The sequence below is a fragment of the Bacillus sp. TE8-1 genome (genome assembly GCF_008368855.1).
GTDB classification, from domain to species: Bacteria; Bacillota; Bacilli; order Bacillales; family Bacillaceae_G; genus Bacillus_A; species Bacillus_A cereus.
This window is the reverse complement of sequence record NZ_QPET01000003.1, coordinates 351,603-377,964: the sequence shown is the minus strand read 5'-3', so window position 1 is coordinate 377,964 and position 26,362 is coordinate 351,603. Positions and strand designations below refer to the sequence as shown.

The following is a 26,362-nucleotide window of genomic DNA, read 5'->3' as shown; positions in this document are numbered from 1 at the left end:
CTTATGCACCCGCCTTTTCAACAAAGATTTGATGTAAAGAAGGTTCTTTAATAGAAACATCTCGGATATATTGTTTAGTTTTAATATCTTCAAGCAGCGAAAATGCATCCTCTCCATCATTAACTTTAATCATGAACGTACGATTAACTTTTTCAAAATTGAAATTCTTCTCCTTAAGAATAGGTTCAATATCCCCTTCCGTTTGCAACGTCATATATTTATATTGATAACTTTTCTTAATATCTGACAAGGCACCCGATAATACAAGTTGACCGTTTTTCATAATACAAATTTCCTCACAGAACGTTTCTACACTGTCCATTTGATGACTACAAAAAATAATCGTTTTTCTTTGCGCAATTAACTCGAGCACAACATTTTTTAACATCTCTGCATTTACAGGATCCAATCCACTAAATGGTTCATCTAGTATGATGAATTCCGGATTATGCAATATCGCTGAAATCAATTGGATTTTTTGTTGATTTCCCTTTGACAATTCCTCTGTTTTCTTCTTTAAATGTGGTGTCATTTCTAATTTTTCTAGCCATTGTAACGCATGCCTTTTTGCAAGATTAGCTGGCATTCCTTCTAACTTGCCGAAATACACCAATTGCTCCACTACATTCATTTTCGGGTATAATCCACGCTCTTCTGGTAAATAGCCAATAGATAGGTCTTTCTTTGAAAAAGGGCGATTATTCCATAGAATTTGGCCGCTATCCGGTTTGATTAAATCTAAGATCATACGAATCGTTGTCGTCTTACCAGCACCATTTCGGCCCAGCATCCCTAAAATTCCACCTTCTTCTACACGTATATTTAAATCATTAACGGCTTTATATTCACCAAATGTTTTATTTAATCCTTGAATTTCAAATGCCATCCATAACAGCTCCTTTTAGCTTTTTACGAAATAAATAACCGCCATTCCTAATACAATCCCGCCTACCATCAACAAAAACTTTTTCATAACTATTTCCTCCTTCATTGACTTGTTAAGTTGTATCTTTATCATAGACTTCTTTCTGATGCTATTGCCCGCAATCCGTACTGTATTTACCGTAAAAAAAGCGAAACACTCTTATGTGGTTCACCGCAATTTCAACAGATGAAGTTGATTGTATGAAAACTTCTTAAATGTTATTATGAAAATATTCAGAAATTAAATGATGTACCTACAAAGAGAGGTGTCCAAACCGTTGCAGATACAACGTAACTTCGTTTTCATTTCATGTGTAACTATCCTGTATTTTTGTTTACAAGGCTATATCTTATATAAAATAAACCAACCATATAGCGGCGTTCTTATTTCTAAAACAGACTCAGCTACATACACAATAGCAAAAATTAAATCCTCCGGTTGGGCTTTTCATACAGACTTAAAAGAAGGAGATATAATCTATTCAATTAATAAAGAGAAACCTCATTTAGGAATACTTCCTGGATATCAAAACCAATCACTAAATGCATCTGAAATACAAGTTAAAAAAGACGATATCACTCAAACTTATAAAGGAACAGAACATTTCATTGATTATCGTGACAAAATCATTTCTGTATACTTCCCCTTCCTACTCGCTTTTATTTGTTTAGGGTTATCTATTTTTCTTTATACCAAGAAGCCTTTGAACCGAGAAACATTCTTTTTGATCACGTTTCTATTCATGACTTCCTCAAGTCTTCTAATTGCAGTTGAATCTGGTAAAGGTGATTTTATCGCCCTCATTATTTTAAGTATTGTATTTCAAGGTACACCTATGTCTCTCATTTTATTATTGAATGAATTATTCAAGAAAAAACAACTATACGTCATTTCTATGAGATTTCTAAAAATCGACATTGCAATTGGCATCATTTTACTATCACTCTCTATTTTAATGATGTTCATTCCATTTCCCGTAGTTAATACCGATGGATTAGAACTAATTTATCTTTCAATAAATATTATCTTTTGCATATACTTTTTAATCCGTGCCTATATCAAATATCACAATACAGTACATAAACCATTTTTAAAATTAATGCTCACGATCCATTCCATTGCCTTCTTTCCGTTCGTTACACTCTATGCTCTTCCAGATGCAATATTCAGTACACCGATTCTCTCAGCAGATATTGGAGCTATGTTCCTAATCGCTCTTCCAATCGGTTATTTTTATTTAGTAGCGACTAAGCAGATTTTTGATATAGATTTTGTATTTGATCGTTTACGATATTACGCATTTCTGTCACTAATCCCAACTCTATTAATTGCAATCATTACGAGCTGGAGCATTTATTACAAAGACAATTTTCTCTCTCGACTGCTGCAAAGTTTTATTATTATTTTCCCGTTAAACATTCTATTTCTCATATTAAAAGAAAGATTAGATTTTACATTCCGTAATCACCTCTTTCGGACTAAAACAAACTTATACGTAAACATTGAACAGTTTACCGCACAGCTATCATCTATTATGAAAACAGAAGAGTTAGAGAAAAAATTCACTAATGAAATCGTTTCGATGTTGAAACCTTCTTTTGTTCAATTTGTTCAATATGATATGAAAGACAACACATATACACAATGCAACGGATATGGACAAACGAAAGATTTCACACTTTCTAAAAAGAAAAAATGGAGTATGGCAGCATTACTAATTAATGATTTATTAGAGGATGATGGATGCATCGGTATTTACTTATACTCTACTAAACATATAAAACACTACATCTGGATTGGAAGAAAAGTGAATAATATTAAATATAATACGCATGAAAAATCATGGTTCATCACTGTCACGACATACGTCCGTCTTATTTACGAAAACTTGTATGCCATTAATGAAATTATTCATTCTCTAGAGCAGGAGAGTTTAGAATCCAAAACAAATTCTGCAAGCTTATCACGCCTACTCTTTCAAATTTCTGAACAAGAAAGGCGCCGACTTGCTTCAGATTTACACGACTCTGCATTACAAGATCAAATTGTATGGTACCGCAAACTAGACTCTTTACTAAAAAACAAATCCGTTCCACTAGAATTAAAAAATGAACTAAAAAAAATCCACTTCGGTATGCACGATGTAATACAACAAATTCGCGACACATGCAATGAATTGCGTCCATCACTTTTATCAGATGCTGGTTTAATTGGTGCATTAAGAGAATTGCTAGCCCAAACACAATTACGTGTGCAGTTTCAAATTCAATTTGATCATGAATCAATTCAAGAGCATCATTACGATTTTGACAAAATTTTATCTTTATATCGTATCATTCAAGAACTACTAACAAACGCAGATAAACATTCCGAGGCAACCATCGTATCGATTTTTTTATGGGAAGAGAATAACTGTATTTTCCTAGACTACCGAGACAACGGCAAAGGTTTTAATATAGACACTCCCTACTCTCCTAAGCAGCATATGGGGCTTTCCGGTATAAAAGGAAGGCTTCAATCAATTGGTGGAGAAATACATATAGTATCCGAAGCTAAAAAAGGACTTCAAATAAACATTACAGTTCCGAGGTGGTAAATAATGATTCGAGTATTAATTGTAGATGATCATCAAATTGTAGGCGAAGGAACAAAGAGCATGATTGAATTAGAAGAAGATATGCAAGCAGAATATATTTTAAATGAACAGGAAGCACTTATAAAAAGTGATGCTACACCTTTTGACGTATACCTCTTGGATATGAATATGCCCAATTGTAGTGGTATTGAACTCGCCCAGAAAATATTACATATTCAAACAGATGCGAAAATCATTTTATATACAGGTTTTGAATACGTATCCCAATTCAATTTATTAATAAACTCTGGTATCAGCGGAATTATTAGTAAATCAGCTTCTCAGCAAGAGCTATTAATGGCAATTCGTGCAGCTGTAAACGGATATACTTTACTTCCTATTTCGTTATTACGTCAACTACGTACAGACGATATAACGACTCAACAACTTGAAAATAAAACCGCTCTCCTTACACAAAAAGAATTAGAAATCTTAGAATCCGTCTCTAAAGGAAGTAGCAATAAACAAATTGCTGATGAACTGTACATGAGTTCAAGAGCTGTAGAATACAACCTAACAAAAATCTTCAAAAAATTAAAAGTAGGATCACGCTCCGAAGCTTTAACAGAAGCAATGAGACAAGGCATTTTGAAAGTACACATATAAAATGAGACTTCCATCAGTTGTTTTGTTTAACCCTCAAATAATGAGATAAATAAAAAAGTCCTAACCTACAAAACGTAAGTTAGGACTTTTTGACGCGCCCAGAGGGATTCGAACCCCCGGCAGACGTGGTACCGGAAACCACCGCTCTATCCGACTGAGCTATGGGCGCATGATTATAGAAAACACTTCATTTTCTTCTCATAATAATAGCAATAAAATCCATCTAAATCAATAAAAATATCCCCATAATACCTTATGCACCTTAGCTAAAAGCATATAAAATCTATTCCACCCCTAAATTTTCCAATCATAAATTCACCCCAACTCACAAATTATAATCTTTGAATTGATATTCCAAAGGGGGCTTCATTCAATGACTGTAATTACAAAATTAAAGCAAACTGTTTCTGGATTAAAAAGTGCACAAGCTAGCTTAGAGGGATTCGCTCTTGATACGGATAACCAACAAGCGAAGCAACTTTTCCAAACAGCTGCGCAGCAAACACAAACGATTATCGATTCTTTAAACCCACGCGTTGAAGAAGTCCAACAAGAAGAACCACAATACTCACAGCAATAACGAATCGGTCTTGCTGTGAAATAGAAAAAGGATGATATGCAGTCATCCTTTTTCTATCACATTACATATTGCAATAGAAATGGAATGATAATTATGCGAAAACTCGGCCTCATAACCGCATTATTTGCACTTCTATTTAGCTCTTTTACCGGATGTGATAATAGTCCTTTAGATAAAAAAGTGAAAGAAGAAGCAAAACGAACGGAGAAAGAAAAAGGTCCAAAGTTAACAAAGACGAGTACGGAATCCTTTAATCAATCTATATCACAAGGAGCGAAAAAAAGAGCTCTCGCTATGGATGAAATTATAAAAAGCACAGCAGTGAATTCAAATTTAGATCTCTACATAGCAGTTACACCTGAGCATCACGAAAGGTTTGGATTAAAGCCGCTGCGTAAAAAGCTTCAAAAGCAACTAAGTGATGAGCACCCTACTTTCGATGTTCGTGTCAGTACAGATAAAAAAATCTTTATGTTACTCGAAAAACTCGAAAGAAAAATTAAGGAAAAAGAAGTATCTAAAGATGAAATTAATAAACAATTAAAATTCATTGGTAAAAAAATGGAGTCTAACACTTAACGCTTTTTAAAAGAAAAGGAAGGATTGCAATGGCTAGTAAAGATAAAAACTTAACCCCTGTACAACAGGAGTATAAAAAATTCGAACAAGAACGCGAACCGAAACGACCTGTCTTAAAAAATTGTATAAAAGCCTTTTTCGTCGGTGGTTTTATTTGCTTCATCGGACAACTCATTTCTACTTTTTACATCACATATTTTGATTTCACTGAACGCTCAGCAGGCAATCCAACAGTCGCAACTCTCATTTTCATCTCCATGTTACTAACTGGATTTGGTATATACGATCGTTTTGGACAGTTTGCCGGAGCAGGTACAGCTGTACCTGTTACTGGATTTGGTAACTCTGTTATTGCCGCATGTATTGAGCATCGAACGGAAGGATTTGTCCTTGGCGTTGGCGGCAATATGTTTAAACTAGCTGGTTCTGTTATTTTATTTGGTGTATTTTCCGCTTTCGTCATCGCACTTATTAAAACTATTCTCGTTCAATGGGGAGGGCTATAAATGTTACAAGGACACCGAACGTGGGTATTTGAAAACAAACCAGTCATTATCTCAACAGGGGTTGTCGGTGGACCATTTGAAGCAAAGGGGAACATCCCAGAAGACTTCGATATCCTTCATGAAGATTTATGGCTCGGACAAGATTCCTATGAAAAAGCACATAAAATTTTATTCGAAGAAGCTTGTAGTCGCGCTACTGAAAAAGCAGAGCTTCGTAAAGATGATATTCAATTCATACTCGCAGGAGATTTAATTAATCAAATTACTCCAACAAGCTTTGCTTGCCGCACACTGGGCACTCCTTATCTCGGATTATTCGGGGCTTGCTCTACTTCTATGGAAGGTTTAGCACTTGGGGCAAGTATCGTAAATGCAAAAGGTGCAAAATATTTATTAACTGGAGCTTCAAGCCATAATACTGCTGTAGAAAAACAATTCCGCTACCCTACCGAATACGGTGGACAAAAGCCGCCTACTGCACAGTGGACAGTAACCGGAGCAGGAGCCGCTATTTTAAGCGATACTGGCCATGGTCCAAGAGTAACATCTGCAACGATTGGGCGAGTTGTTGATATGGGATTAACGGATCCGTTTAATATGGGAGGCGCAATGGCTCCAGCTGCAGTTGATACAATTGAAGCCCATTTACGTGAACGCCAAATTGATGCCTCTTACTACGATTTAATCGTAACAGGCGATCTCGGACATGTAGGACGCGAAATTGCTTATGACTTACTACATAAACACGGAACGAAAGTAACGAGCGAACAATTTCAAGATTGCGGAATTATCATTTATAGAGAAGGACAACCTGTCATAGCTGGTGCTAGTGGGCCTGGATGTTCCGCAACAGTCGTGTACGGTCATTTATTAAACCGAATGAAAAGAGGAGAGTTCAAAAAAATACTTGTCGTTGCGACAGGCGCTTTACTATCTCCACTTACATTCCAACAAGAAGAAACGATTCCGTGTATCGCTCATGCCGTTTCGATTGAATTTGGAGGTGCAACGCAATGATTTTTTTCTGGGCTTTCGTCATTGGCGGACTCATATGTGTAATCGGCCAACTTATGTTTGATGTCGGCAAACTAACACCCGCTCATACAATGGCAACACTCGTTGTTGCTGGAGCTATATTAGATGGATTTAATTTGTATGAGCCATTAATTGATTTCGCTGGAGCCGGGGCAACTGTACCTATTACAAGCTTTGGTAATGCCCTCGTTCATGGCGCAATGGAAGAAGCTGCAAAACATGGCATCGTTGGCGTTATTACCGGCATGTTTAAAGTAACGAGCGCCGGTGTATCAGCAGCTATTATTTTCGGCTTCATTGGAGCATTATTATTCAAACCGAAAGGATAAAAGGTGTTTATATGACTGTTATCGCTAGCGTAAAAACTTGCCTTGCTAGTGTAAGGGGCGCCCAAGCAAGTTTAAGCTCCCTTTCATTAAATTCACAAGACGAAGAATCAAAACGCGTATTTCATGAATGTATGTTAGAAATGGACAGCATCATCGCTGATTTAAAGGATAGAATTTCAGTATTAGAACGTGAAGAACCTCAATATAAAGGGTTTTAAGTAGACTGGAGGAAACGACTATGTCTCACCTGCCGGAATGGACACTTGTCATTCTTCGCTCTGTATTCATATTAATTATTTTATTCGCTATTACGAAATGGTTAGGGAAAAGACAAATCTCTCAGCTTTCCTTTTTTGAATACATAGCCGGAATGACGATTGGTGACATCGCTGCCCAAGTATCTACAGGGCTCGATTCAAAATTTTTTCACGGCGTCTTTGCGATACTCATTTTCGCTGTGGTACCTTTTTTAACAGGAATCCTCTCTTTAAAGAACAAAACAGCTCGGGACTTCTTTGAAGGGAAATCTACCGTATTAATAAAAGACGGAAAGATACTCGAAGATAACTTGAAGAAAGAAAAATATACGAGTGACGAATTACTGGAACTTCTCCGTGGAAAAAGTGCGTTCAGCGTAGCTGAAGTCGAATTTGCTGTCTTAGAACCAAGCGGAGAATTAAATGTATTATTAAAGAAAGATTCCCAGCCACTTACAGCAAAAGACATCGGTTTAAAAGTACCAAACGAGAAAGAACCACAAACTGTTATTATGGATGGAAATGTACTAGATGAACCTCTTTCAGCAAGCGGACATAACCGCGCTTGGCTACATTCAGAATTAGAAAAACTCGGTGTTGTTATTGAAAATGTCTTCCTCGGTCAAGTGGATTCATACGGACAACTTACTATCGACATTTACAATGACAAACTCCAGATGCCTTCTCCTCAAAACAAACCTTTATTATTAGCATCTTTAAAAAAATGTCATGCTGATCTTGAACTATTTTCCTTAGAAACAAAGTCGAAATCAGCAAGCGAAATGTATAGTAAAAACGCGAAACAAATCGAAAAGATTTTAAATAAAGTAACCTATCTTTTAAAAGACTAATTATCGAAAGAACGCTTCAGTTAAAAGGCGTTCTTTTCTTTTTTCTCCAATTTTCATAACGTTTAAATTTATGTAATTCGGTTATGATGTTGAAGATACATAAGCAGGGAATTTCGAAAACATAGCGAATATTTCATGGTACAACTACATATTTTTTTGATTTAAAGTGGTTTCGTTTGACCTTTATTGACCATAATTGTATTATAAGACTAAGAAAGCTTTATAAGGAGGAAATAACAGATGAATTTAATTCCTACAGTAATTGAACAAACAAATCGTGGAGAACGCGCTTACGATATTTACTCTCGACTATTAAAAGACCGCATCATTATGCTTGGTAGTGCAATTGATGACAACGTAGCTAACTCAATCGTTTCCCAGCTTTTATTCTTGGAATCTCAAGATCCAGAAAAAGATATTCACATCTACATCAACAGCCCTGGTGGTTCTATCACAGCGGGTATGGCAATCTATGATACAATGCAGTTTATTAAACCACAAGTATCAACAATCTGTATCGGTATGGCTGCATCTATGGGTGCATTCTTACTTGCAGCAGGTGAAAAAGGAAAACGTTATGCACTTCCAAACAGTGAAGTAATGATTCACCAACCACTTGGTGGAGCACAAGGTCAAGCGACTGAAATCGAAATCGCTGCAAAACGTATCCTATTCTTACGTGAAAAACTAAACCAAATTCTTGCTGACCGCACTGGTCAACCACTTGAAGTACTACAACGCGACACAGACCGCGACAACTTCATGACAGCAGAAAAAGCTTTAGAATACGGTTTAATCGATAAGATCTTTACAAATCGTTAATAACTAAAAGCGAAAGCGGCTCGTTTAGAATCGCAGGGCGATGGAGCACCTGATTCCGAGGCGCTTTTTGCCTCGAATGAAGGGGCGAAGCGACCGGAGATTCTAGCCGCTGGAGCTAGATACAACTAAAAGCGAAAGCGGCTCGTTTAGAATCGCAGGGCGATGGAGTCCCTGATTCCGAGGCGCTTTTTGCCTCGAATGAAGGGGCGAAGCGACCGGAGATTCTAGCCGCTGGAGCTGGATACAACTAAAAGCGAAAGCGGCTCGTTTAGAATCGCAGGGCGATGGAGCACCTGATTCCGAGGCGCTTTTTGCCTCGAATGAAGGGGCGAAGCGACCGGAGATTCTAGCCGCTGGAGCTGGATACATAAAAAAAGCGCCCTATTACAGGGCGCTTTTTTATTATCATGCACCTCCGTCTGGATACCCACCCTGGTATTCACCTAAATATATCAACGATTTTTCAATTATATCGAACAAAACTTAAATTATATCAACGATTTTTTTAATATATCAACGGTTCGACACAACATATCGATTTACCGACAATCTACGACAAGGACAAACCACCTACATACCCCCTATCCCAAAAACTCCCTTTAAGTAAACCGCAAAAACAAAAAGCTATCGCATATACGCGATAGCTTTTTATTGTACATATGCAGCTAATGCTTCTAAAGCCTCTTCTGCATCTGAACCTTCTGTTGTAATTGTTATCATGCTTCCAGTTCCAATTGCTAAGCTCATAATCCCCATTATGCTCTTTGCATTTACTGTCTTTCCATCTTTCTCGATGAAGATATCTGCATGAAAGCGATTTGCCTCTTGTACAAACAACGCAGCCGGACGTGCTTGTAAACCGTTTTTTAATGAAACCTGAACTCGTTTTTGAACCACAGCTCCATTTCCCCTTTAACCTCTTATTTTTTTACTAACGTTTCCCCCGCGCGTAATTTCTCTGCGATTTCATCGATTTTACGCAAACGATGATTAATACCCGACTTACTAATCTTCCCCCCGGATACCATCTCACCTAACTCTTTCAATGTTACATCTTGATAATCTCTTCGTAATTGTGCAATCTCTTGTAATTTATCCGGCAAAATATCAAGACCAACTGTCTCATCAATATAACGAATATTTTCAATCTGTCTTAGTGCTGCACCAATTGTTTTATTTAAATTAGCTGTTTCGCAGTTCACTAAACGATTTACAGAATTACGCATATCACGTACGATTCGAATATCTTCAAATCTTAAAAGTGCATTATGAGCACCTATAATATTTAAAAACTCTGTAATTTTTTCTGCTTCTTTCAAATACGTAATGTACCCTTTTCTTCTTTCCAACGTCTTACTATTTAAATCAAATCCGTTCATCAGTTCACATATAGCATCATTATGTTCCTTATATAACGAAAAGATTTCTAAATGATAAGATGATGTTTCTGGGTTATTTACTGAACCACCTGCTAAAAATGCGCCACGTAAGTACGATCGTTTACAACATTTCTTCTCAATCAATTCTTGTGATATATTTCGAATAAATGAAAAGTCATCTCGAACGATATGAAGATCAGCTAATATTTCGCGAGACTTCTCAACAAGCCGCACAATATATACATTATTTTTCTTCAAGCGCATTTTTTTACGGACAAGCAATTCTACCGTCACGTCATATCCTTTTTTCAAAAGCGTATAAATCCTTCTTGCAATTGCCGCATTTTCCGTTTGAATATCGATAGATAGACGACGGTTTGAAAAAGAAAGCGACCCGTTCATTCGAAGTAACGCTGATAATTCTGCTTTCTCACAGCATTCCTTCATCTCAAGATTCGTCAACTCTTTCTTTGTTTCTGATGCAAATGACACAGTCAACACCTCCTTATACGATTATTATGGAACAAAATTCTTGTCCTATATGAATGAGGAGCGCTACCTCAAACGAGGCAACGCATATTTATAACAATGAATATAAAATGGACGCTAACTTTAACGTATCATGCCTTACAACATGATCATCATACTTCGCTAATCCCTCTTGAATAACATCAATATTATTTTCAACAAAACGTTCTTCATCCACTACAACTGGTGTAGACATTTCTTCCTCATATGACTTGCGTAATTCACAAGGGATCTCACGGTTATTTACAATTGCAGTATTGATAAATGGTTGCCCTAAATGATCGTGTAACGCCTGCACATGATCAAAAGCAGTATATCCCATCGTTTCACCCGCTTGTGTCATAACGTTACATACATATACCTTCTTCGCCTTTGCAGCAAGAACAGCGTCTCCAATTTTGTTAACAACTAAATTGGGCAATATACTCGTATACAAACTTCCAGGACCGAAAACAAGTAAATCAGCTCGTTTAATCTCAGCCAACGTTTCATGCAATGGCTCTACATCTTCTGGAGTTAAAAAGACACGATTAATCTTCTTTCCGTAATAAGGAATCTTTGATTCACCTGTTACAATTTCCCCATCTTCAAGTTCCGCATGAAGTACCGCACTTTGATTCGCTGCTGGTAATACACGTCCTCTGACATTTAATACTTTACTTGTTTCTGTAATTGCATGGAAAAAGTCTCCTGTAATCGAGGTCATACCTGCCAACAATAGATTTCCTAACGCATGACCTTTCAGTCCGTCTCCTGTTGTGAAACGGTGCTGAAATAAAGCTTCCACCAGTGGCTCTACATCCGATAACGCAACAAGTACGTTACGGATGTCACCTGGAGGTGGAATTTCTAGCTCATCACGTAATCTACCCGAACTGCCACCATCATCAGCAATTGTAACAACTGCTGTAATATCAACAGGATATTGCTTTAATCCTCTTAATAAAACAGAGAGTCCAGTTCCGCCTCCCATGATGACAATTTTAGGCTTTCTCTCTTTTTTCATCCCTTAATGGCCCTTTCTCTTCTCCACATCACGATGAGATACATGAACACTATACTCTGGTTTCAAATGTTTCCCAAGGTATTCTGTAAGCGTAACAGAACGATGCTGTCCACCTGTACATCCAATTGCAATTACAAGTTGACTTTTGCCTTCTCTTTTATAATGAGGCAGCATGAAAGTAATCAGATCCGTCAACTTCTCTAAAAACTTATGTGTCTCATTAAATTTCAGTACATACGAAGAAACTTCTTCATCTAGTCCTGTTAATGGCTTCATGTGTGGAATGTAATATGGATTTGGTAAAAAACGAACATCAAATACTAAATCTGCATCAATTGGAATACCGTACTTAAATCCAAATGACATAACATTTACACGAAATGCTTGCTCAGTTTCTGTTGAGAACAAGTGAACAATTTTTTCACGTAATTCTTTCGGTTTTAAATCCGATGTATCAAGCACAATATTCGCTCGTGCCTTCATATCTGTTAATAAATTACGCTCTGCTTCGATTCCCTTTAACGGCAAACCAGTTGGTGCAAGTGGATGCGAACGTCTCGTTTCTTTATAACGAGTTACAAGCGTACTATCTTTCGCATCTAAAAATAAAATATGAGGAATAATCCATGTACGTTCTGATAAATCATCAAGTGCTCCCCATAAATGTTCAAAAAACTCGCGGCCACGTAAATCAATACCAAGTGCCACTTTATTCATTTTCCCTTTTGAATCCGCCATAAGCTCAATAAACTTCGGCAATAACATCGGTGGTAAATTATCCACACAAAAATATCCTAAATCTTCAAAACTTTGTAAAGCTACTGTTTTTCCAGCTCCAGACATCCCTGTAATAATTACCATTTTTATATCATTATTCTCTGTCATTGTATCCTCTCCTTGACGGTTTAACTCGGATCTAATCGATATGAAAGCAACTCAAAATCTGGGGTATATACAAATGTACCGTAGATTATGCCATTTCCTTTAATTAAATAATCAATAATGTGATAATCTCCTGGCGCCATTGCTAAATCATCAATTTTATCAAATGTATGCCAACCAATGATGCCTTCTTCGCTCTCTAGTTTGTTTTCTCCTGCAAAATCTGTCGCTAAAAAGGAGAACATCATCCATTCAGAAACAACTTTATCACCTTCTTGGATGACAAAGGTGAAGACCCCCTTTAACGCTGGGTTTTTCAAATAAATACCTGTTTCTTCACGATACTCGCGAACAACGGAATCTCTTACAGTCTCACCACGCTCCATTTTCCCGCCTGGTGCAACCCACCAATTTCGGCGAGGTTTTTGGAGTAAGAGTACTTCATTATCTCTAATTAACACACAGTTTGTCACTCTTTGCATGTTTCTTCACCTCAGCTACTTGCAGTAAAATTCCTCACTGCATACTTCTTTCATTATACTATCAAAAACAGTTTGCTACAACGAAGGAGCCAGTCCTCTTTCGCTAAGCATATGCTACTCAGCAATTTTAAAAAAGCTTTCTATAACAAGCAATGTAAATGCTTAGACTTTTAATGAATAGCATGAAAAATCCCCTTAACGCTTTTTATCGCCAAGGGGATTAAAGTACTTATTTCTTACCGAAATAAGTAACAATCGCAAATCCTAAAACAAAGGTAATAATTGAACTTATAATTGAAAATCCGCCAGTCGGAATCCCAGGGAATACAATTACAATCGAACCGATTACAAGTCCAATAATTGCCGCAAATGTCATACTTTTATAACGATCTAATAAAAAACTAATGCCTTTACTACTTACAACAAATCCAACCATAACACCAGCACCGATAACCACGATTAAAGGTAAGTTAAGTGTAGTTAAAGCGTTAATTGCTGTTGGATACACACCAATAATTAATAAAATAAACGATCCACTAATTCCAGGAAGCAGCATTGCCATACTAGCCATCCATCCTGCGAAAAATAAACCAATTGCATTTAAAATTGTTAACGTCGTAATTGGATCTGCTGCCTTATCTGGTTTAAAGAAAGCTGTAATCGCAACAAGAATTGCTGCAACTATTAATAAAACGATGTGCTTACCTTTAAACGACGACTTTGCATCAGCTTCCCTCATTAACATCGGTAATATACTAATAATTAAACCGAGAAAGAAAAATTGAGTCGGTTCATAATGATTTGCAAGTAAATATTTAATAACGTGACTTAACGTTAAAAATGCCGCTGCCACACCAGCTGCAAGTGGAATTAAAAATCCTAAATGTTTTTTCCATTCACGACTAAAGAATCCACTAATTGCCGCAAGCAATTGTTCATAAATCCCTAACACAACAGCGATTGTACCGCCGCTCACACCAGGAATTAAATCACTAACGCCCATACAAAATCCACGATATATATTACGCCATTCCATACTGAATAAATTCCTCATTTCTTATAGTGATTTTTTCCGTAAAGTCCAGTATATCAATAAGAAAGCTTATAATCCTTATATTTTTTGACAAAACTTTGACATTTTCACACAAAAAAAGAAGAAAGCTCCTGTCGGTAGCTTTCTTCTCACAAGGTATATTATCCCTTATTTTTCTGATACAGTTTTTAATTCCTCTAATAATTCTTCTACGTAATGTTGTGCACTTTGCGCTGCAATACTACCGTCACCTGTTGCAGTTACAATTTGACGAAGCATTTTTTCACGAACATCACCAGCTGCGAAAATACCAGGAATTTTCGTTTCCATACGCTCGTTCGTTTCAAGGTAACCATTTTCATTTGTAATACCTAGTTCAACAAATGGTTTTGATAAAGGTAACATACCGATGTATACGAATACGCCGTCAGTTTTGACTTCTTTCTCTTCTCCACTATTTACGTCCACAAGTGTTACACTTCCTACTTTACCACTTGCTTCGTTGATTTCTTTTATCGTGTGGTTCCAAATGAAATCTACTTTTTCGTTTTGGAAAGCACGGTCTTGTAAAATTTTCTGTGCACGAAGCGTGTCACGACGGTGAACGATCGTTACTTTTGATGCGAAGCGCGTTAAGAACACACCCTCTTCCACAGCAGAATCTCCGCCGCCAATTACGATAAGTTCTTTTCCTTTAAAGAATGCTCCGTCACATACTGCACAATATGATACACCGCGGCCGCCAAGTTCTGTTTCACCCGGTACACCAATTTTTTTATACTCTGCACCGCTTGCAACGATAATTGCACGTGCTTTATATTCTTTTTTACCAGCAATAATTGTTTTGTATTCCTTACCATCGATGACTTCTTTCACATCACCGTATGCATATTCAGCACCAAATTTCTTCGCATGCTCGAACATTTTATTTGATAAATCTGGTCCTAAAATAGACTCATAACCTGGGTAGTTTTCTACATCTTCCGTGTTTGCCATTTGGCCACCTGGAATACCACGCTCAAGCATTAATGTGCTTAAATTTGCACGAGATGTATATACTGCAGCTGTCATACCAGCTGGTCCTGCACCAATAATAACGACATCATAAATTTTTTCTTCTGACACACTATTCACTCCTATCCATTCCTACACAATTAAGTTACCCTCATTATACTGTTAGCATCATTTTTTTCCCAATGATTTGCTTATCTTATGTGTGCGTACGCTTAACAGCTTGCACATACTTTCGGACAGTCGCTACAGATACATTATATACATCTCCAAGCTCCGACTGTGTCATTTTATTTCCTTGTTCGCCGCGTACAATGTATTCAATCGCAGCTGACCAGCCGTACACATTTGTAAATATGTCTCCAGATGTATATAAACGTATGAACGTACAAAACCAAAAGTGTAAACACTCTTCAATTAATTCATCATCTTTTTTCGTATAATTGTATAATGCATCCGCGATTCTCGCGCACTGCTCAAATTGCTGTAAATCAGCTGGAATACTCTTATGACTATTAAGTAAAAAGAAGTACTTTGCAAGTTGTGATACGATGGGAACACCGTTCTTCGCTTGCGTTATATCAAAGAAGAATCCCACCTTCTCCGGCGTTGACAATTCATTCATTAAATATAAAGCTAGCATTTGTTCTTCTAGCGTCGCACTTTGCTGAAATGATTTTCGTAATTCTTCAAATAACACGTTTTGTCCTTCATCTGCTAAATTCAGCGCATTCCACGGTTCTTTTCCCTTTTTATCAGGATGCAATTCCACGACATATTGCCACATTTTTTCAGCTAGTTGCTGATCTTTCACCATATAAGCAGAATATGCAAACCAATAATAAAAACTAACGTCCCCCTCATATCCTTGACGCTTTAATAGTTTGAACCATTTATATGCATGCTCGAAATAACCAATTGTTGCAAGTGTAGTTCCCAGTTTCAAACGATGTTCAAATGAAATCGGATATACCGAAACTAGCTGTCCCGCTAACGCTTCTACTTGTTTATGCTCTCCAATTGAATATAGAAAAATAAGCGTATTACAAAGCGCATGTATATTACCAGGATTTTTCTCTAAAATCATTTCTGTTAACTTCAGTGCTTTGTCTACATTACCAGATTGAAAATGTGCAATGGCTAAATTATTATGACCTGACCAAAATTCCGGATAATCTTTCGTAACAATTTCTAATGTAGCAATTGCTTCTTCCAATTGTCCATTACGAATATAGCGATTCGCTTCTTCCTGCATAACAATTAAATCATCTTCATCTTCAATCTCTTCCGCACCCATTGCTTCTTCTTCCATAATCTCAAGAAGTTCTAATGTATCTTCTACGAATTCCTTCTCTTTTGCAACTTCTAAATAACGATCTGCATATTTCTTCGCCTGTTGAAATAACCCCATATATGCATAATTATTTGCAATAAAATAATAGCACTGTTCAAGTTCTGGATTAGATCTAACTAACTTTAAGAAGATTTGATTCGATTCTTGATATTCACCAGCCTCAGATAATACTGATGCTAATTGACATAAAATAAACGGCTCCTTCTCACTTTGTGCCGCTCTTCGAAAATATTTAATTGCATCTTGCAATTTTTGTCCTTTGTAAGCTCTCATCCCTTTTTTATAAAAGAAGTCCGCTAATTGATTAAAAGAGATAACTTGTCCGTTCTCCTTATATATCCTTTGATTTTTCCCCATATATCCTCCAGTTTTTTGTTTTCTTCGTTCACACATTCTTCTATCTATAAGTATAAACGATTCCGTAAAAAACAAAACAGTATATTATACTCAATTATTTCCTTTTTATTCATAAAAAAAGAGGAGAAATGTTACATTTTCACCATGAACCTTCTCTGGCGGTCATTTGCTCTTTCGTATAAATAATACGCATTGGATTTCCACCTACGAAAGCACCGCTCGGTACATCTCTATGAACAAGTGTGCCAGCTGAGACAGTCGCACCGTCTCCAATTTTCACACCTGGTAATATTGTTACATTCGCTCCAATCATCACTTCATTTCCAATAACGATTTCCCCAAGTCGATATTCACGAATTAAATATTCATGTGCTAAAAGCGTTGTGTTATAGCCAATAATCGAATTCTCTCCCACAGTTATCTTTTCTGGGAACATAATATCCGGCATTACCATAAGCGCAAATGATGTTTTCTTTCCTACTTTCATCCGTAAAAAAGTGCGGTACAACCAATTCTTCACAGATAAAAATGGCGTGTAACGTGCAATTTGGATAATAATAAAGTTTTTCATTACCTTCCAAAAAGACACTGTTTTATACACATTCCATAATGAATTTTCTCCTGAAACAGGATAGCGCGTTGTCCGTCGCACTTAGCTCGCTCCTCTACTAACTTACTTGGACCTTTATGAACGGTTCATATTAGACAAAATCGGTAGCAAATCACTCATTTTATCTAGCATAAAGTCTGGCTTGTAAGCTTCTAAATAAGCTCTACCTTTCAACGTCCATGAAACCGCAGCTGTTTTCGCCCCCGCATTTTGACCACCGACAATATCATGATGATTATCCCCAACCATCAATGCTTCTTCTGGTTTTGCATCTAATAATTCAAGCGCTTTTTGAAGTGGCTCTGGATGTGGTTTCACATGCTCTACATCATCAATTGTCACGACAACATCAAAAAATTCATCAAGCTTTGACAACTGTAATCCCATCTCAACGGTTTGTCTCGCTTTCGTTGTAACAATACCCACTTTATAACCTTGCTTCTTCAACTCTCGAACTGTTTCATATACAGTTTCATATTCTTCTACTAATTCATCATGATGATCATGGTTAAATTTACGATAGCTTGTAATCATCTCTTCAACCTTATTTTCATCAATCTTACTGAAAGTATCATGCAAAGATGGACCGATAAATGGCAACACATCTTCACGCTTATATTGATTTGGATAATATGTATTTAAAGTATGTAAAAAAGAAGAAATAATAAGTTCGTTTGTATTAATTAAAGTTCCATCTAAATCAAATAACACTGTATTTATTCTCATCGCCTTAGTCCTTTCGCCTTCCTGAATATGAAAGAAGCAGCATCTTATAATAAGATGCTACTTGTCTCTAATTTTCTAAATATCTTTTATCAGCTTGCCCCATTTTTCGTCTCACAATAATGAAAATAATAGAAATAACAACAAGTCCAATTGACATTACTTGTGCAATACGAAGTGGTCCTAGCATTAAACTATCTGTACGTAAGCCTTCTACGAAGAAGCGTCCTACTGAATACCAAATTAAATATGTGAAGAATAACTCCCCGCGACGTAAATTCACTTTTCTTAATGCAAGTAGTAAAATTACGCCTGCAAAATTCCATAATGATTCATATAAAAACGTCGGATGGTAGTACACACCCTCAATATACATTTGATTAATAATGAAATCTGGTAAATGAAGACCTTCTAAAAACTGTCTCGTTACTTCATCACCATGCGCCTCTTGGTTCATAAAGTTTCCCCATCGGCCAATTGCTTGTCCTAGTAAAATACTTGGTGCAGCAATATCTGCCAACTTCCAGAAAGAAACCCCGCGTCGCTTCGCAAAAAGAACACCGGTAATAACAGCCCCGATCAAACCACCATGAATCGCCAAACCACCTTGACGAATATTAATAATTTGACTCGGATTTTGTGCGTAATATTCCCATTCAAAAATAACATAGTACATTCTCGCAAAAAGAATAGCGATCGGCACTGCAATTAATACAAGGTCAACAAATGTATCTTTTGGAATACCTAGCCTTTCTCCCTCGCGAGTTGCCAGCCAAAGGCCTAATAGCACACCTGTACCGATAATAATCCCATACCAATACACAGGAAACGGCCCAAGTTGGATAGCTACACGGTCAAGCTGTGGTACAGAAGCTAACAGCATATGTATATGACCTCCCTCTCCAAAGTTTACTCCTGATTTCCTAACTCAATTGCACTCATTAATCGTTCAGAGAACTGCTGTGCTGCATTGACTCCCATACGTTTTAAACGGAAGTTCATCGCTGCTACTTCAATAATAACAGCCAAGTTTCGACCAGGACGAACTGGAAGTGTAATCTTCGTAAGTTCTGTATCAATAATCTTCATCTTCTCTTCATCAAGACCTAAGCGATCGTAATTTTTCTTTTGATCCCAAATTTCAAGATTAATAACAAGTGTAATACGCTTATAATTTCGCACTGCCCCTGCACCGAATAACGTCATAACGTTAATAATACCTAGACCACGAATTTCTAATAAATGCTCAATTAAATCTGGTGAACTTCCGACTAACATGTCTTCATCTTCTTGACGAATTTCTACACTATCATCCGCAACAAGGCGATGACCACGCTTTACAAGCTCAAGAGCTGTCTCACTTTTACCAACACCACTTTGACCTGTAATTAAAACACCAACGCCGTAAATATCTACTAACACACCATGAACAGCAGTTGTTGGTGCTAACTTACCTTCTAAATAGTTTGTTAAACGACTTGATAATCTAGTTGTCGTTTGAGAAGAACGTAATAAAGGCATACCTGATTCACGTGATGCTTGTAATAACTCATCTGGTACATCTTGATTACGAGTTACAATAATACATGGCGTCTCCTCAGTACAAAGCGCTTTCATTCTCTCTTGTTTTTGCTCTGACGTTAACGTGTCAAAGAACGTAAGCTCCGTCTTTCCAAGAAGCTGCACACGATCTGCTGGATAATATGTAAAAAATCCTGCCATTTCAATTCCAGGTCGTGATAAATCACTTGTATCAATCGGACGATGAATGCCTTCTTCACCACTGATTAACTCCAATTGAAATTGTTCAATTAAATCTTTTGTCCTTACTTTCGGCATATGTATAAACCTCCACTCCGCTGCGGGTTCAGTCTCGTTTGATGTAAAATTCCATTCTATCGGATATTGTACCATTTTTTTCTGGAAACAAGAAATACGGTTTCTAATAAATAGAAAAAAACATTTCATACGAATAATGAAATGTTTTTCTTTTTGTCACTTTCTCTTTTTTTCATATAGAGGTTCAACAATTGCCTTTTCAATTATCATATTAAAAATTGAAATACAAATTGCCGCAACAATCGCTACACCAAATCCTGATATATTAAAAGCATCTCCTAATAATGAATCTGCTATTTTTAACGTAATCGCATTAATAACAATTAAGAAGAAGCCGAAAGTTACAACAGTAATTGGTAGCGTAATTAAAATTAAAAACGGCTTTACGAACACATTTAAAACCGCCAATATAATACTAGCAATAATTGCAGTTTGTATATTTGCTACGTAAAATGCATCTGGTGCAATCCCTTTTAAAAGTCCCGATACAGCGATTAACACAACGCTATTTACAAGAAGTGATACAATCCATCTCATTTCTTTACACATCCTTTTAAACATATATATTTCATCATACGCTAATAGATAATAAACGCAAGTATGATACGAACACTTATATCAACTTATTCTATCTTTCATGCTTGTATACCTACTAACACTTCCTCGCAAAATAAGGACCACACCATCTATGCTCATGTGTTTTTACAAAAGTCCAAGTGAAATCTTTATCTACAATATAGATATCGCCTTTATACATATCGTCCGTCTCCCGTAATATATCATCCATATGTAATAAACTCCCATCTTTTATTAGCAGTACATCTTCACAATGTTGATAGAATATATAGCAATCCTTTTTCACTTCATTATGAAACGCGTTCTCCGCTTCTTCTCCCTCTAAACACTTCTTTTTCTCATAACTAAATATGTGCCATAGATACCCACACCCATACTTATCTCCATAAAGAAAAATATCTTCTTTTTCTTTATCACTTAAATGATTTGCAAAGTGATCCTCCCAGCGCTTGCGAAAATATACACCCCAACTTTGAAACTCTCTTACCTTCATATGTTTCTTCCTTAACACCTCTAAAAACTCCATCTTCTCCCCCTATACAATAAAAACCGAGCGTCATTTCCACTCGGTTTTCATCAATAAACTTATTGCGATAACTCTACTTCTTTTATTTTCTCTTTCATTCTTGCTTTATCACGATTTAAAATCTCTTTTAAATACTTACCTGTGTATGAGCGCTCTTCTTTCACTACTTGCTCTGGCGTTCCGGAAGCAACGATTTGTCCACCTTTATCTCCGCCCTCTGGTCCAAGGTCAACGATATAATCAGCTGTTTTAATTACATCTAAATTATGTTCAATTACAAGTACCGTCTCACCGCTCTCAACAAGGCGTTGCAGTACTTCTAGAAGACGTGCAATATCATGCGCATGTAAACCAGTCGTTGGCTCGTCTAAAATGTATAACGTACGTCCTGTAGAACGACGATGTAATTCAGAAGCTAATTTCACACGCTGCGCTTCACCACCAGATAACGTCGTGGCTGGTTGCCCTAATTTCATATAACCAAGCCCAACGTCTACAAGCGTTTGAAGTTTACGCTTAATTTTTGGGATATTAGCGAAGAACTCTACTCCATCTTCAATTGTCATCCCTAACACTTCAGAAATATTCTTATCTTTATATTTCACTTCTAACGTTTCACGATTATATCGTTTACCGTGACAAACTTCACACGGAACATACACATCTGGTAGGAAATGCATTTCGATTTTAATAATTCCATCACCACGGCACGCTTCACAACGGCCACCTTTTACGTTAAAGCTGAAACGTCCTTTTTGATATCCGCGCACTTTCGCTTCATTCGTTTGTGCAAACACATCACGAATATCATCGAATACACCTGTGTACGTCGCTGGATTAGAACGTGGTGTACGACCAATTGGTGATTGATCAATATCAATTACCTTATCTAAATGTTCAAGACCTTTAATCTCTTTATGAGTACCTGGCTTCGCTTTCGCTTTATATAACTTTTGAGCTAACGATTTATATAGTACTTCATTAATCATCGTACTTTTACCAGAACCAGATACCCCTGTTACCGCTACAAACGTACCGAGTGGGAATGACATTTTCGCATTCTTTAAGTTATTCTCTTTTGCGCCGACAATCTCTACTTTACGTCCGTCACCTTTACGTCTTTCAAGTGGAACTGGAATAAACTCTTTACCGCTTAAATATTTTCCTGTTAAGGAATTATCATCTTGCATCACTTCAGCTGGTGTCCCTGCCGATACAACTTGCCCACCGTGAATACCTGCACCTGGTCCGATATCAAGTAAATAATCAGCAGCCATCATCGTATCTTCATCATGCTCAACAACGATTAATGTATTACCTAAATCGCGCATTTCTTGCAATGTACGAATAAGACGATCGTTATCGCGCTGGTGTAAACCAATTGAAGGCTCATCAAGAATATAAAGTACGCCAGTTAGACGAGAACCAATTTGCGTCGCTAAACGAATACGCTGCGCCTCACCACCTGATAAAGTTCCTGCGGCACGGCTTAACGTTAAATAATCTAAACCAACGTTCACTAAGAACCCAACGCGCTCCTGAATTTCTCTTAAAATTAAATGAGCTATTTTTTGTTGCTTCTCCGTTAGCTCTACATTCGAGAAGAATTCTTGTACTTCTTGAACTGAATACTTCGTTACGTCAGCAATCGTTTTATTGCCAACAAATACAGCTAAACTCTCAGGCTTTAAGCGTCCACCTTTACACTTTGGACAAGCTTGTTCTGCCATATACTTTTCCATTTGCTCACGAATGTAATCGGAACTCGTTTCACGATAACGACGTTCAATGTTTGGAATAACACCTTCAAATAAAATCTCATTTTCCTTTACTTGACCAAATTCATTTACATAGCGGAAATAAACTTTCTCTTCTCCGCTTCCGTACAACACTTTATCAAATAAATCTTTCGGTATATCTTTCACAGGCATATCCATATCAACGCCGTAGTGATTACATACAGATTGTAAAAGTTGTGGATAGTATTGTGAACTTGTCGGTTCCCAAGGTGCAATCGCATGTTCATTTAATGATAAATCCCAGTTCGGGATAACAAGCTCTAAATCTACCTCTAGCTTTGAACCAAGTCCATCACAAGAAGGACATGCTCCGAACGGACTATTGAATGAGAACATACGCGGCTCTAATTCTCCAATTGAAAAACCACAATGCGGACAAGCGTGATGTTCACTAAACAGAAGTTCCTCTTCTCCCATAACATCGATTAACACTCGTCCCCCGCCAAGCTTTAATGCACTTTCAAGTGAATCAGCAAGACGGCTTGCGATCCCTTCTTTTACAACAATACGGTCAATTACAACTTCAATGGAATGCTTCTTGTTTTTATCTAACGCAATATCTTCAGATACATCAAGCATTTCACCGTCAACGCGAACACGAACATAACCTTGCTTCTTAATATCTTCAAGTACTTTTACATGCGCACCTTTACGCCCAGAAACGATAGGCGCTAACACTTGTAATTTCGTACGTTCAGGATATTCAAGAACGCGGTCTACCATCTGTTCTACTGTTTGTGACGTAATTTCAATGCCATGATTCGGACAAATTGGCGTACCAATTCGTGCAAATAATAAACGTAAGTAATCATAAATCTCCGTTACCGTTCCAACAGTTGAACGTGGGTTACGACTCGTCGTTTTTTGATCGATTGAAATTGCTGGTGATAATCCTTCAATCGTGTCCACATCCGGCTTATCCATTTGTCCTAAAAACTGGCGCGCATACGCAGATAACGATTCTACGTATCTGCGCTGCCCTTCTGCATAAATCGTATCAAATGCTAATGATGATTTCCCCGAACCAGACAATCCCGTTACAACGACAAGCTGATTTCTCGGAATGGTTACATCAATATTTTTTAAGTTATGTGCTCTAGCACCTTTTACAACGATAAAATCCTTGCTCTTACTCACTTTTTTCACCCTTCCGCTTTTAATTCTAATAGTAAATCTCTTAGTTCAGCTGCACGCTCGAAGTCTAACGCTTTTGCTGCTTCTTTCATTTCTGCTTCCATCTTCGCAATTGTCTTTTCGCGCTCTTTTTTCGTCATTTTCTTAGCAGGAGTTGCTTCGTATGTTTCTGTCTCTTCAGCAGCTGTCGTTGCACGGATAACATCACGAACGCCTTTTTGAATCGTTTTCGGCGTAATACCATGCTCTTCATTGTAAGCTTCTTGTATACTACGACGACGCTTCGTTTCTTCAATCGCAATTCCCATAGATTTCGTTATACGATCTGCATACATAATAACGCGGCCGTTTTCATTACGCGCGGCACGACCGATTGTTTGAATTAATGAACGTTCTGAACGCAAGAACCCTTCCTTATCAGCATCTAAAATAGCTACAAGTGATACTTCCGGAATATCTAATCCTTCTCGCAATAAGTTAATGCCGACAAGTACATCAAATTTACCGAGGCGAAGATCGCGGATAATTTCAATACGTTCTAACGTTTTAATTTCAGAGTGAAGATAGTTAACTTTAATTCCTACATCTTTTAAGTAATCCGTTAAATCCTCTGACATTTTCTTCGTTAACGTCGTAATTAATACACGTTCATTTTTTGCAATACGATCTTGAATCTCTCCTAATAAATCGTCAATTTGCCCTTCAATTGGTCGTATATCAATTGGTGGATCTAAAAGCCCTGTTGGACGAATAATTTGTTCTATTACTTCTGGCGACTGCTCTAACTCATACGGTCCTGGCGTTGCTGAAACATAAATAACTTGATTCGTTTTCTCTTCAAACTCATCGAATGTGAGCGGTCTATTATCTAAAGCTGACGGCAGACGGAATCCATGATCCACAAGCACTTGCTTACGCGCTTGGTCCCCGTTATACATCGCTCTTACTTGCGGTACTGATACGTGCGATTCATCCATAACGATTAAGAAATCTTTCGGGAAATAGTCTAATAGCGTATACGGCGTTGCCCCCGCTGGACGAAGTGTTAAATGACGGGAGTAGTTTTCAATACCTGAACAAAATCCCATCTCGCGCATCATTTCTAAATCATAACGTGTACGCTGTTCTATACGCTGCGCTTCTAACAACTTGCCGTTATCATTTAATTCCTTTAAACGCTCTTCTAATTCTTTTTCGATATTTTCAATAGCGACCTTCATCTTCTCTTCACGTGTAACGAAGTGAGATGCTGGGAAGATTGCTACATGATCACGTTCTGCTAATACTTCACCTGTTAACGCATTTACTTCACGAATACGATCGATTTCATCACCGAAAAATTCGATTCGAATACAATGCTCATCAAGTGATGCCGGGAAGATTTCAACTACATCTCCTCGCACACGGAATGTACCGCGCTTGAAATCAATATCATTACGTCCATACTGTACATCAACAAGTTCACGAAGCAATTGATTACGGTCTTTTTCCATACCAACTCGAAGCGAAACAACTAGCTCGCGGTATTCTTCTGGAGAACCTAAGCCATATATACACGAAACACTCGCAACGATAATTACATCGTCCCGTTCAAATAATGCAGACGTTGCCGAGTGACGCAATTTATCAATTTCATCATTAATCTGCGCATCTTTTTCAATAAACGTATCTGTTTGTGGTACATACGCTTCTGGCTGATAATAATCGTAGTAACTAACAAAATATTCAACTGCATTATTCGGGAAAAAGTCTTTCAACTCACTATATAACTGCCCTGCTAACGTTTTATTATGAGCCATAACAAGTGTTGGCTTTTGCACTTCTTTAATGACATTTGAAATCGTAAATGTCTTACCCGTTCCTGTTGCTCCAAGCAACACTTGCTTTTTCTTTCCACTATTAATTCCCTCTACAAGCTTCTCTATAGCTACCGGCTGATCACCTTGCGGGGAATACGCTGAGACAATTTCAAATTGACGTTCCAAGAAAATCCGACCT

General features: G+C 37.3%; 27 protein-coding genes and 1 tRNA gene. 10 read left to right on the top strand and 18 right to left on the bottom strand.

Annotation, left to right across the window (positions count from 1 at the left end; genetic code table 11):
• Position 1: 1 nt before the first annotated feature.
• Positions 2-886: an ABC transporter ATP-binding protein gene (locus DN404_RS04130; RefSeq protein WP_000863491.1), complete on the bottom strand. Its 885-nt coding sequence runs from the start codon at positions 884-886 to the stop codon at positions 2-4.
• Positions 887-1,169: 283 nt separating this feature from the next.
• Here DN404_RS04130 and DN404_RS04125 point away from each other — a divergent pair, with 283 nt between their 5' ends.
• Positions 1,170-3,521, top strand: coding sequence for a sensor histidine kinase (locus DN404_RS04125; RefSeq protein WP_370512793.1), 2,352 nt, complete (start codon positions 1,170-1,172; stop codon positions 3,519-3,521).
• Between the two features lie 3 nt (positions 3,522-3,524).
• The gene (locus DN404_RS04120) at positions 3,525-4,166 is read left to right on the top strand and encodes a response regulator (RefSeq protein ID WP_000621765.1); all 642 of its coding nucleotides are present in this window, start codon (positions 3,525-3,527) and stop codon (positions 4,164-4,166) included.
• A 93-nt stretch (positions 4,167-4,259) separates the two neighbouring features.
• Here DN404_RS04120 and DN404_RS04115 read toward each other — a convergent pair.
• Positions 4,260-4,335, bottom strand: a tRNA-Arg gene (locus DN404_RS04115).
• 204 nt (positions 4,336-4,539) lie between these two features.
• On the opposite strand from DN404_RS04115, the gene DN404_RS04110 reads away from it, so the two are divergent.
• The 8 genes from DN404_RS04110 to clpP all read left to right on the top strand — a co-directional run bounded on the left by DN404_RS04110 (position 4,540) and on the right by clpP (position 9,125).
• Positions 4,540-4,746: a DUF1657 domain-containing protein gene (locus DN404_RS04110; RefSeq protein WP_000216166.1), complete on the top strand. Its 207-nt coding sequence runs from the start codon at positions 4,540-4,542 to the stop codon at positions 4,744-4,746.
• A gap of 93 nt (positions 4,747-4,839) precedes the next feature.
• Complete coding sequence (locus tag DN404_RS04105; protein ID WP_001228545.1) at positions 4,840-5,325, top strand: YhcN/YlaJ family sporulation lipoprotein; 486 nt, start codon at positions 4,840-4,842, stop codon at positions 5,323-5,325.
• 29 nt (positions 5,326-5,354) lie between these two features.
• Positions 5,355-5,831, top strand: a complete 477-nt coding sequence (gene spoVAC, locus DN404_RS04100; protein WP_000146953.1) for a stage V sporulation protein AC — start codon at positions 5,355-5,357, stop codon at positions 5,829-5,831.
• Positions 5,832-6,848 (top strand): stage V sporulation protein AD, encoded by a 1,017-nt coding sequence (gene spoVAD, locus DN404_RS04095; protein WP_000938968.1) that lies wholly within the window; start codon positions 5,832-5,834, stop codon positions 6,846-6,848.
• Positions 6,845-7,195: a stage V sporulation protein AE gene (gene spoVAE, locus DN404_RS04090; protein ID WP_000575919.1), complete on the top strand. Its 351-nt coding sequence runs from the start codon at positions 6,845-6,847 to the stop codon at positions 7,193-7,195. Before spoVAD ends, spoVAE begins: the two co-directional genes overlap by 4 nt.
• Before the next feature lie 11 nt (positions 7,196-7,206).
• Positions 7,207-7,413 (top strand): DUF1657 domain-containing protein, encoded by a 207-nt coding sequence (locus DN404_RS04085; RefSeq protein ID WP_000215907.1) that lies wholly within the window; start codon positions 7,207-7,209, stop codon positions 7,411-7,413.
• Positions 7,414-7,433: 20 nt separating this feature from the next.
• Positions 7,434-8,303 (top strand): DUF421 domain-containing protein, encoded by an 870-nt coding sequence (locus DN404_RS04080; protein WP_000018924.1) that lies wholly within the window; start codon positions 7,434-7,436, stop codon positions 8,301-8,303.
• 240 nt (positions 8,304-8,543) lie between these two features.
• Positions 8,544-9,125, top strand: a complete 582-nt coding sequence (gene clpP / locus DN404_RS04075; RefSeq protein WP_001049162.1) for an ATP-dependent Clp endopeptidase proteolytic subunit ClpP — start codon at positions 8,544-8,546, stop codon at positions 9,123-9,125.
• Between the two features lie 648 nt (positions 9,126-9,773).
• Here clpP and DN404_RS04065 read toward each other — a convergent pair.
• The 16 genes from DN404_RS04065 to uvrB all read right to left on the bottom strand — a co-directional run bounded on the left by DN404_RS04065 (position 9,774) and on the right by uvrB (position 26,349).
• Positions 9,774-10,022 carry an HPr family phosphocarrier protein gene (locus tag DN404_RS04065; protein ID WP_000250307.1) on the bottom strand — a complete coding sequence of 83 codons (249 nt, stop codon included), beginning with the start codon at positions 10,020-10,022 and terminating at the stop codon, positions 9,774-9,776.
• A gap of 23 nt (positions 10,023-10,045) precedes the next feature.
• Positions 10,046-10,996: a DNA-binding protein WhiA gene (whiA, locus tag DN404_RS04060; protein ID WP_000006558.1), complete on the bottom strand. Its 951-nt coding sequence runs from the start codon at positions 10,994-10,996 to the stop codon at positions 10,046-10,048.
• A gap of 88 nt (positions 10,997-11,084) precedes the next feature.
• The gene (locus tag DN404_RS04055) at positions 11,085-12,038 is read right to left on the bottom strand and encodes a gluconeogenesis factor YvcK family protein (protein ID WP_000712188.1); all 954 of its coding nucleotides are present in this window, start codon (positions 12,036-12,038) and stop codon (positions 11,085-11,087) included.
• 3 nt (positions 12,039-12,041) lie between these two features.
• Complete coding sequence (gene rapZ / locus DN404_RS04050; protein WP_000138459.1) at positions 12,042-12,923, bottom strand: RNase adapter RapZ; 882 nt, start codon at positions 12,921-12,923, stop codon at positions 12,042-12,044.
• 20 nt (positions 12,924-12,943) lie between these two features.
• Positions 12,944-13,402 carry an NUDIX hydrolase gene (locus DN404_RS04045; RefSeq protein ID WP_001190080.1) on the bottom strand — a complete coding sequence of 153 codons (459 nt, stop codon included), beginning with the start codon at positions 13,400-13,402 and terminating at the stop codon, positions 12,944-12,946.
• Between the two features lie 229 nt (positions 13,403-13,631).
• Positions 13,632-14,438 (bottom strand): DUF368 domain-containing protein, encoded by an 807-nt coding sequence (locus tag DN404_RS04040; protein ID WP_000455197.1) that lies wholly within the window; start codon positions 14,436-14,438, stop codon positions 13,632-13,634.
• Between the two features lie 165 nt (positions 14,439-14,603).
• Entirely contained in the window at positions 14,604-15,560 is a 957-nt protein-coding gene (gene trxB / locus DN404_RS04035; protein ID WP_001288078.1) for a thioredoxin-disulfide reductase, read from the bottom strand.
• A gap of 85 nt (positions 15,561-15,645) precedes the next feature.
• Positions 15,646-17,157 (bottom strand): tetratricopeptide repeat protein, encoded by a 1,512-nt coding sequence (locus tag DN404_RS04030; RefSeq protein ID WP_000517720.1) that lies wholly within the window; start codon positions 17,155-17,157, stop codon positions 15,646-15,648.
• A gap of 139 nt (positions 17,158-17,296) precedes the next feature.
• The gene (locus DN404_RS04025) at positions 17,297-17,809 is read right to left on the bottom strand and encodes an acyltransferase (protein WP_001255070.1); all 513 of its coding nucleotides are present in this window, start codon (positions 17,807-17,809) and stop codon (positions 17,297-17,299) included.
• A 33-nt stretch (positions 17,810-17,842) separates the two neighbouring features.
• Positions 17,843-18,493 (bottom strand): pyrophosphatase PpaX, encoded by a 651-nt coding sequence (gene ppaX / locus DN404_RS04020; RefSeq protein WP_149214748.1) that lies wholly within the window; start codon positions 18,491-18,493, stop codon positions 17,843-17,845.
• A gap of 67 nt (positions 18,494-18,560) precedes the next feature.
• Positions 18,561-19,373, bottom strand: a complete 813-nt coding sequence (gene lgt / locus DN404_RS04015) for a prolipoprotein diacylglyceryl transferase (protein ID WP_000922850.1) — start codon at positions 19,371-19,373, stop codon at positions 18,561-18,563.
• A gap of 26 nt (positions 19,374-19,399) precedes the next feature.
• Positions 19,400-20,329: an HPr(Ser) kinase/phosphatase gene (hprK, locus tag DN404_RS04010; protein WP_001127250.1), complete on the bottom strand. Its 930-nt coding sequence runs from the start codon at positions 20,327-20,329 to the stop codon at positions 19,400-19,402.
• Positions 20,330-20,485: 156 nt separating this feature from the next.
• Positions 20,486-20,866: a phage holin family protein gene (locus tag DN404_RS04005; RefSeq protein WP_001267308.1), complete on the bottom strand. Its 381-nt coding sequence runs from the start codon at positions 20,864-20,866 to the stop codon at positions 20,486-20,488.
• A 115-nt stretch (positions 20,867-20,981) separates the two neighbouring features.
• Entirely contained in the window at positions 20,982-21,431 is a 450-nt protein-coding gene (locus DN404_RS04000; protein ID WP_049108170.1) for a DUF4275 family protein, read from the bottom strand.
• A gap of 59 nt (positions 21,432-21,490) precedes the next feature.
• Positions 21,491-24,367: an excinuclease ABC subunit UvrA gene (uvrA, locus tag DN404_RS03995; RefSeq protein WP_044306529.1), complete on the bottom strand. Its 2,877-nt coding sequence runs from the start codon at positions 24,365-24,367 to the stop codon at positions 21,491-21,493.
• A gap of 5 nt (positions 24,368-24,372) precedes the next feature.
• The gene (uvrB, locus tag DN404_RS03990) at positions 24,373-26,349 is read right to left on the bottom strand and encodes an excinuclease ABC subunit B (protein ID WP_000441059.1); all 1,977 of its coding nucleotides are present in this window, start codon (positions 26,347-26,349) and stop codon (positions 24,373-24,375) included.
• Between the last annotated feature and the right edge of the window lie 13 nt (positions 26,350-26,362).

Excerpts from the sequence above, each read along its gene's own strand:
- DN404_RS04130 (WP_000863491.1), bottom strand. The coding sequence starts at position 886 with ATGGCATTTGAAATTCAAGGATTAAATAAAACATTTGGTGAATATAAA.
- DN404_RS04125 (WP_370512793.1), top strand. The coding sequence starts at position 1,170 with ATGATGTACCTACAAAGAGAGGTGTCCAAACCGTTGCAGATACAACGT.
- DN404_RS04120 (WP_000621765.1), top strand. The coding sequence starts at position 3,525 with ATGATTCGAGTATTAATTGTAGATGATCATCAAATTGTAGGCGAAGGA.
- DN404_RS04110 (WP_000216166.1), top strand. The coding sequence starts at position 4,540 with ATGACTGTAATTACAAAATTAAAGCAAACTGTTTCTGGATTAAAAAGT.
- DN404_RS04105 (WP_001228545.1), top strand. The coding sequence starts at position 4,840 with ATGCGAAAACTCGGCCTCATAACCGCATTATTTGCACTTCTATTTAGC.
- spoVAC (WP_000146953.1), top strand. The coding sequence starts at position 5,355 with ATGGCTAGTAAAGATAAAAACTTAACCCCTGTACAACAGGAGTATAAA.
- spoVAD (WP_000938968.1), top strand. The coding sequence starts at position 5,832 with ATGTTACAAGGACACCGAACGTGGGTATTTGAAAACAAACCAGTCATT.
- spoVAE (WP_000575919.1), top strand. The coding sequence starts at position 6,845 with ATGATTTTTTTCTGGGCTTTCGTCATTGGCGGACTCATATGTGTAATC.
- DN404_RS04085 (WP_000215907.1), top strand. The coding sequence starts at position 7,207 with ATGACTGTTATCGCTAGCGTAAAAACTTGCCTTGCTAGTGTAAGGGGC.
- DN404_RS04080 (WP_000018924.1), top strand. The coding sequence starts at position 7,434 with ATGTCTCACCTGCCGGAATGGACACTTGTCATTCTTCGCTCTGTATTC.
- clpP (WP_001049162.1), top strand. The coding sequence starts at position 8,544 with ATGAATTTAATTCCTACAGTAATTGAACAAACAAATCGTGGAGAACGC.
- DN404_RS04055 (WP_000712188.1), bottom strand. The coding sequence starts at position 12,038 with ATGAAAAAAGAGAGAAAGCCTAAAATTGTCATCATGGGAGGCGGAACT.
- rapZ (WP_000138459.1), bottom strand. The coding sequence starts at position 12,923 with ATGACAGAGAATAATGATATAAAAATGGTAATTATTACAGGGATGTCT.
- DN404_RS04045 (WP_001190080.1), bottom strand. The coding sequence starts at position 13,402 with ATGCAAAGAGTGACAAACTGTGTGTTAATTAGAGATAATGAAGTACTC.
- DN404_RS04040 (WP_000455197.1), bottom strand. The coding sequence starts at position 14,438 with ATGGAATGGCGTAATATATATCGTGGATTTTGTATGGGCGTTAGTGAT.
- DN404_RS04030 (WP_000517720.1), bottom strand. The coding sequence starts at position 17,157 with ATGGGGAAAAATCAAAGGATATATAAGGAGAACGGACAAGTTATCTCT.
- ppaX (WP_149214748.1), bottom strand. The coding sequence starts at position 18,493 with ATGAGAATAAATACAGTGTTATTTGATTTAGATGGAACTTTAATTAAT.
- lgt (WP_000922850.1), bottom strand. The coding sequence starts at position 19,373 with ATGCTGTTAGCTTCTGTACCACAGCTTGACCGTGTAGCTATCCAACTT.
- hprK (WP_001127250.1), bottom strand. The coding sequence starts at position 20,329 with ATGCCGAAAGTAAGGACAAAAGATTTAATTGAACAATTTCAATTGGAG.
- DN404_RS04005 (WP_001267308.1), bottom strand. The coding sequence starts at position 20,866 with ATGAGATGGATTGTATCACTTCTTGTAAATAGCGTTGTGTTAATCGCT.
- DN404_RS04000 (WP_049108170.1), bottom strand. The coding sequence starts at position 21,431 with ATGGAGTTTTTAGAGGTGTTAAGGAAGAAACATATGAAGGTAAGAGAG.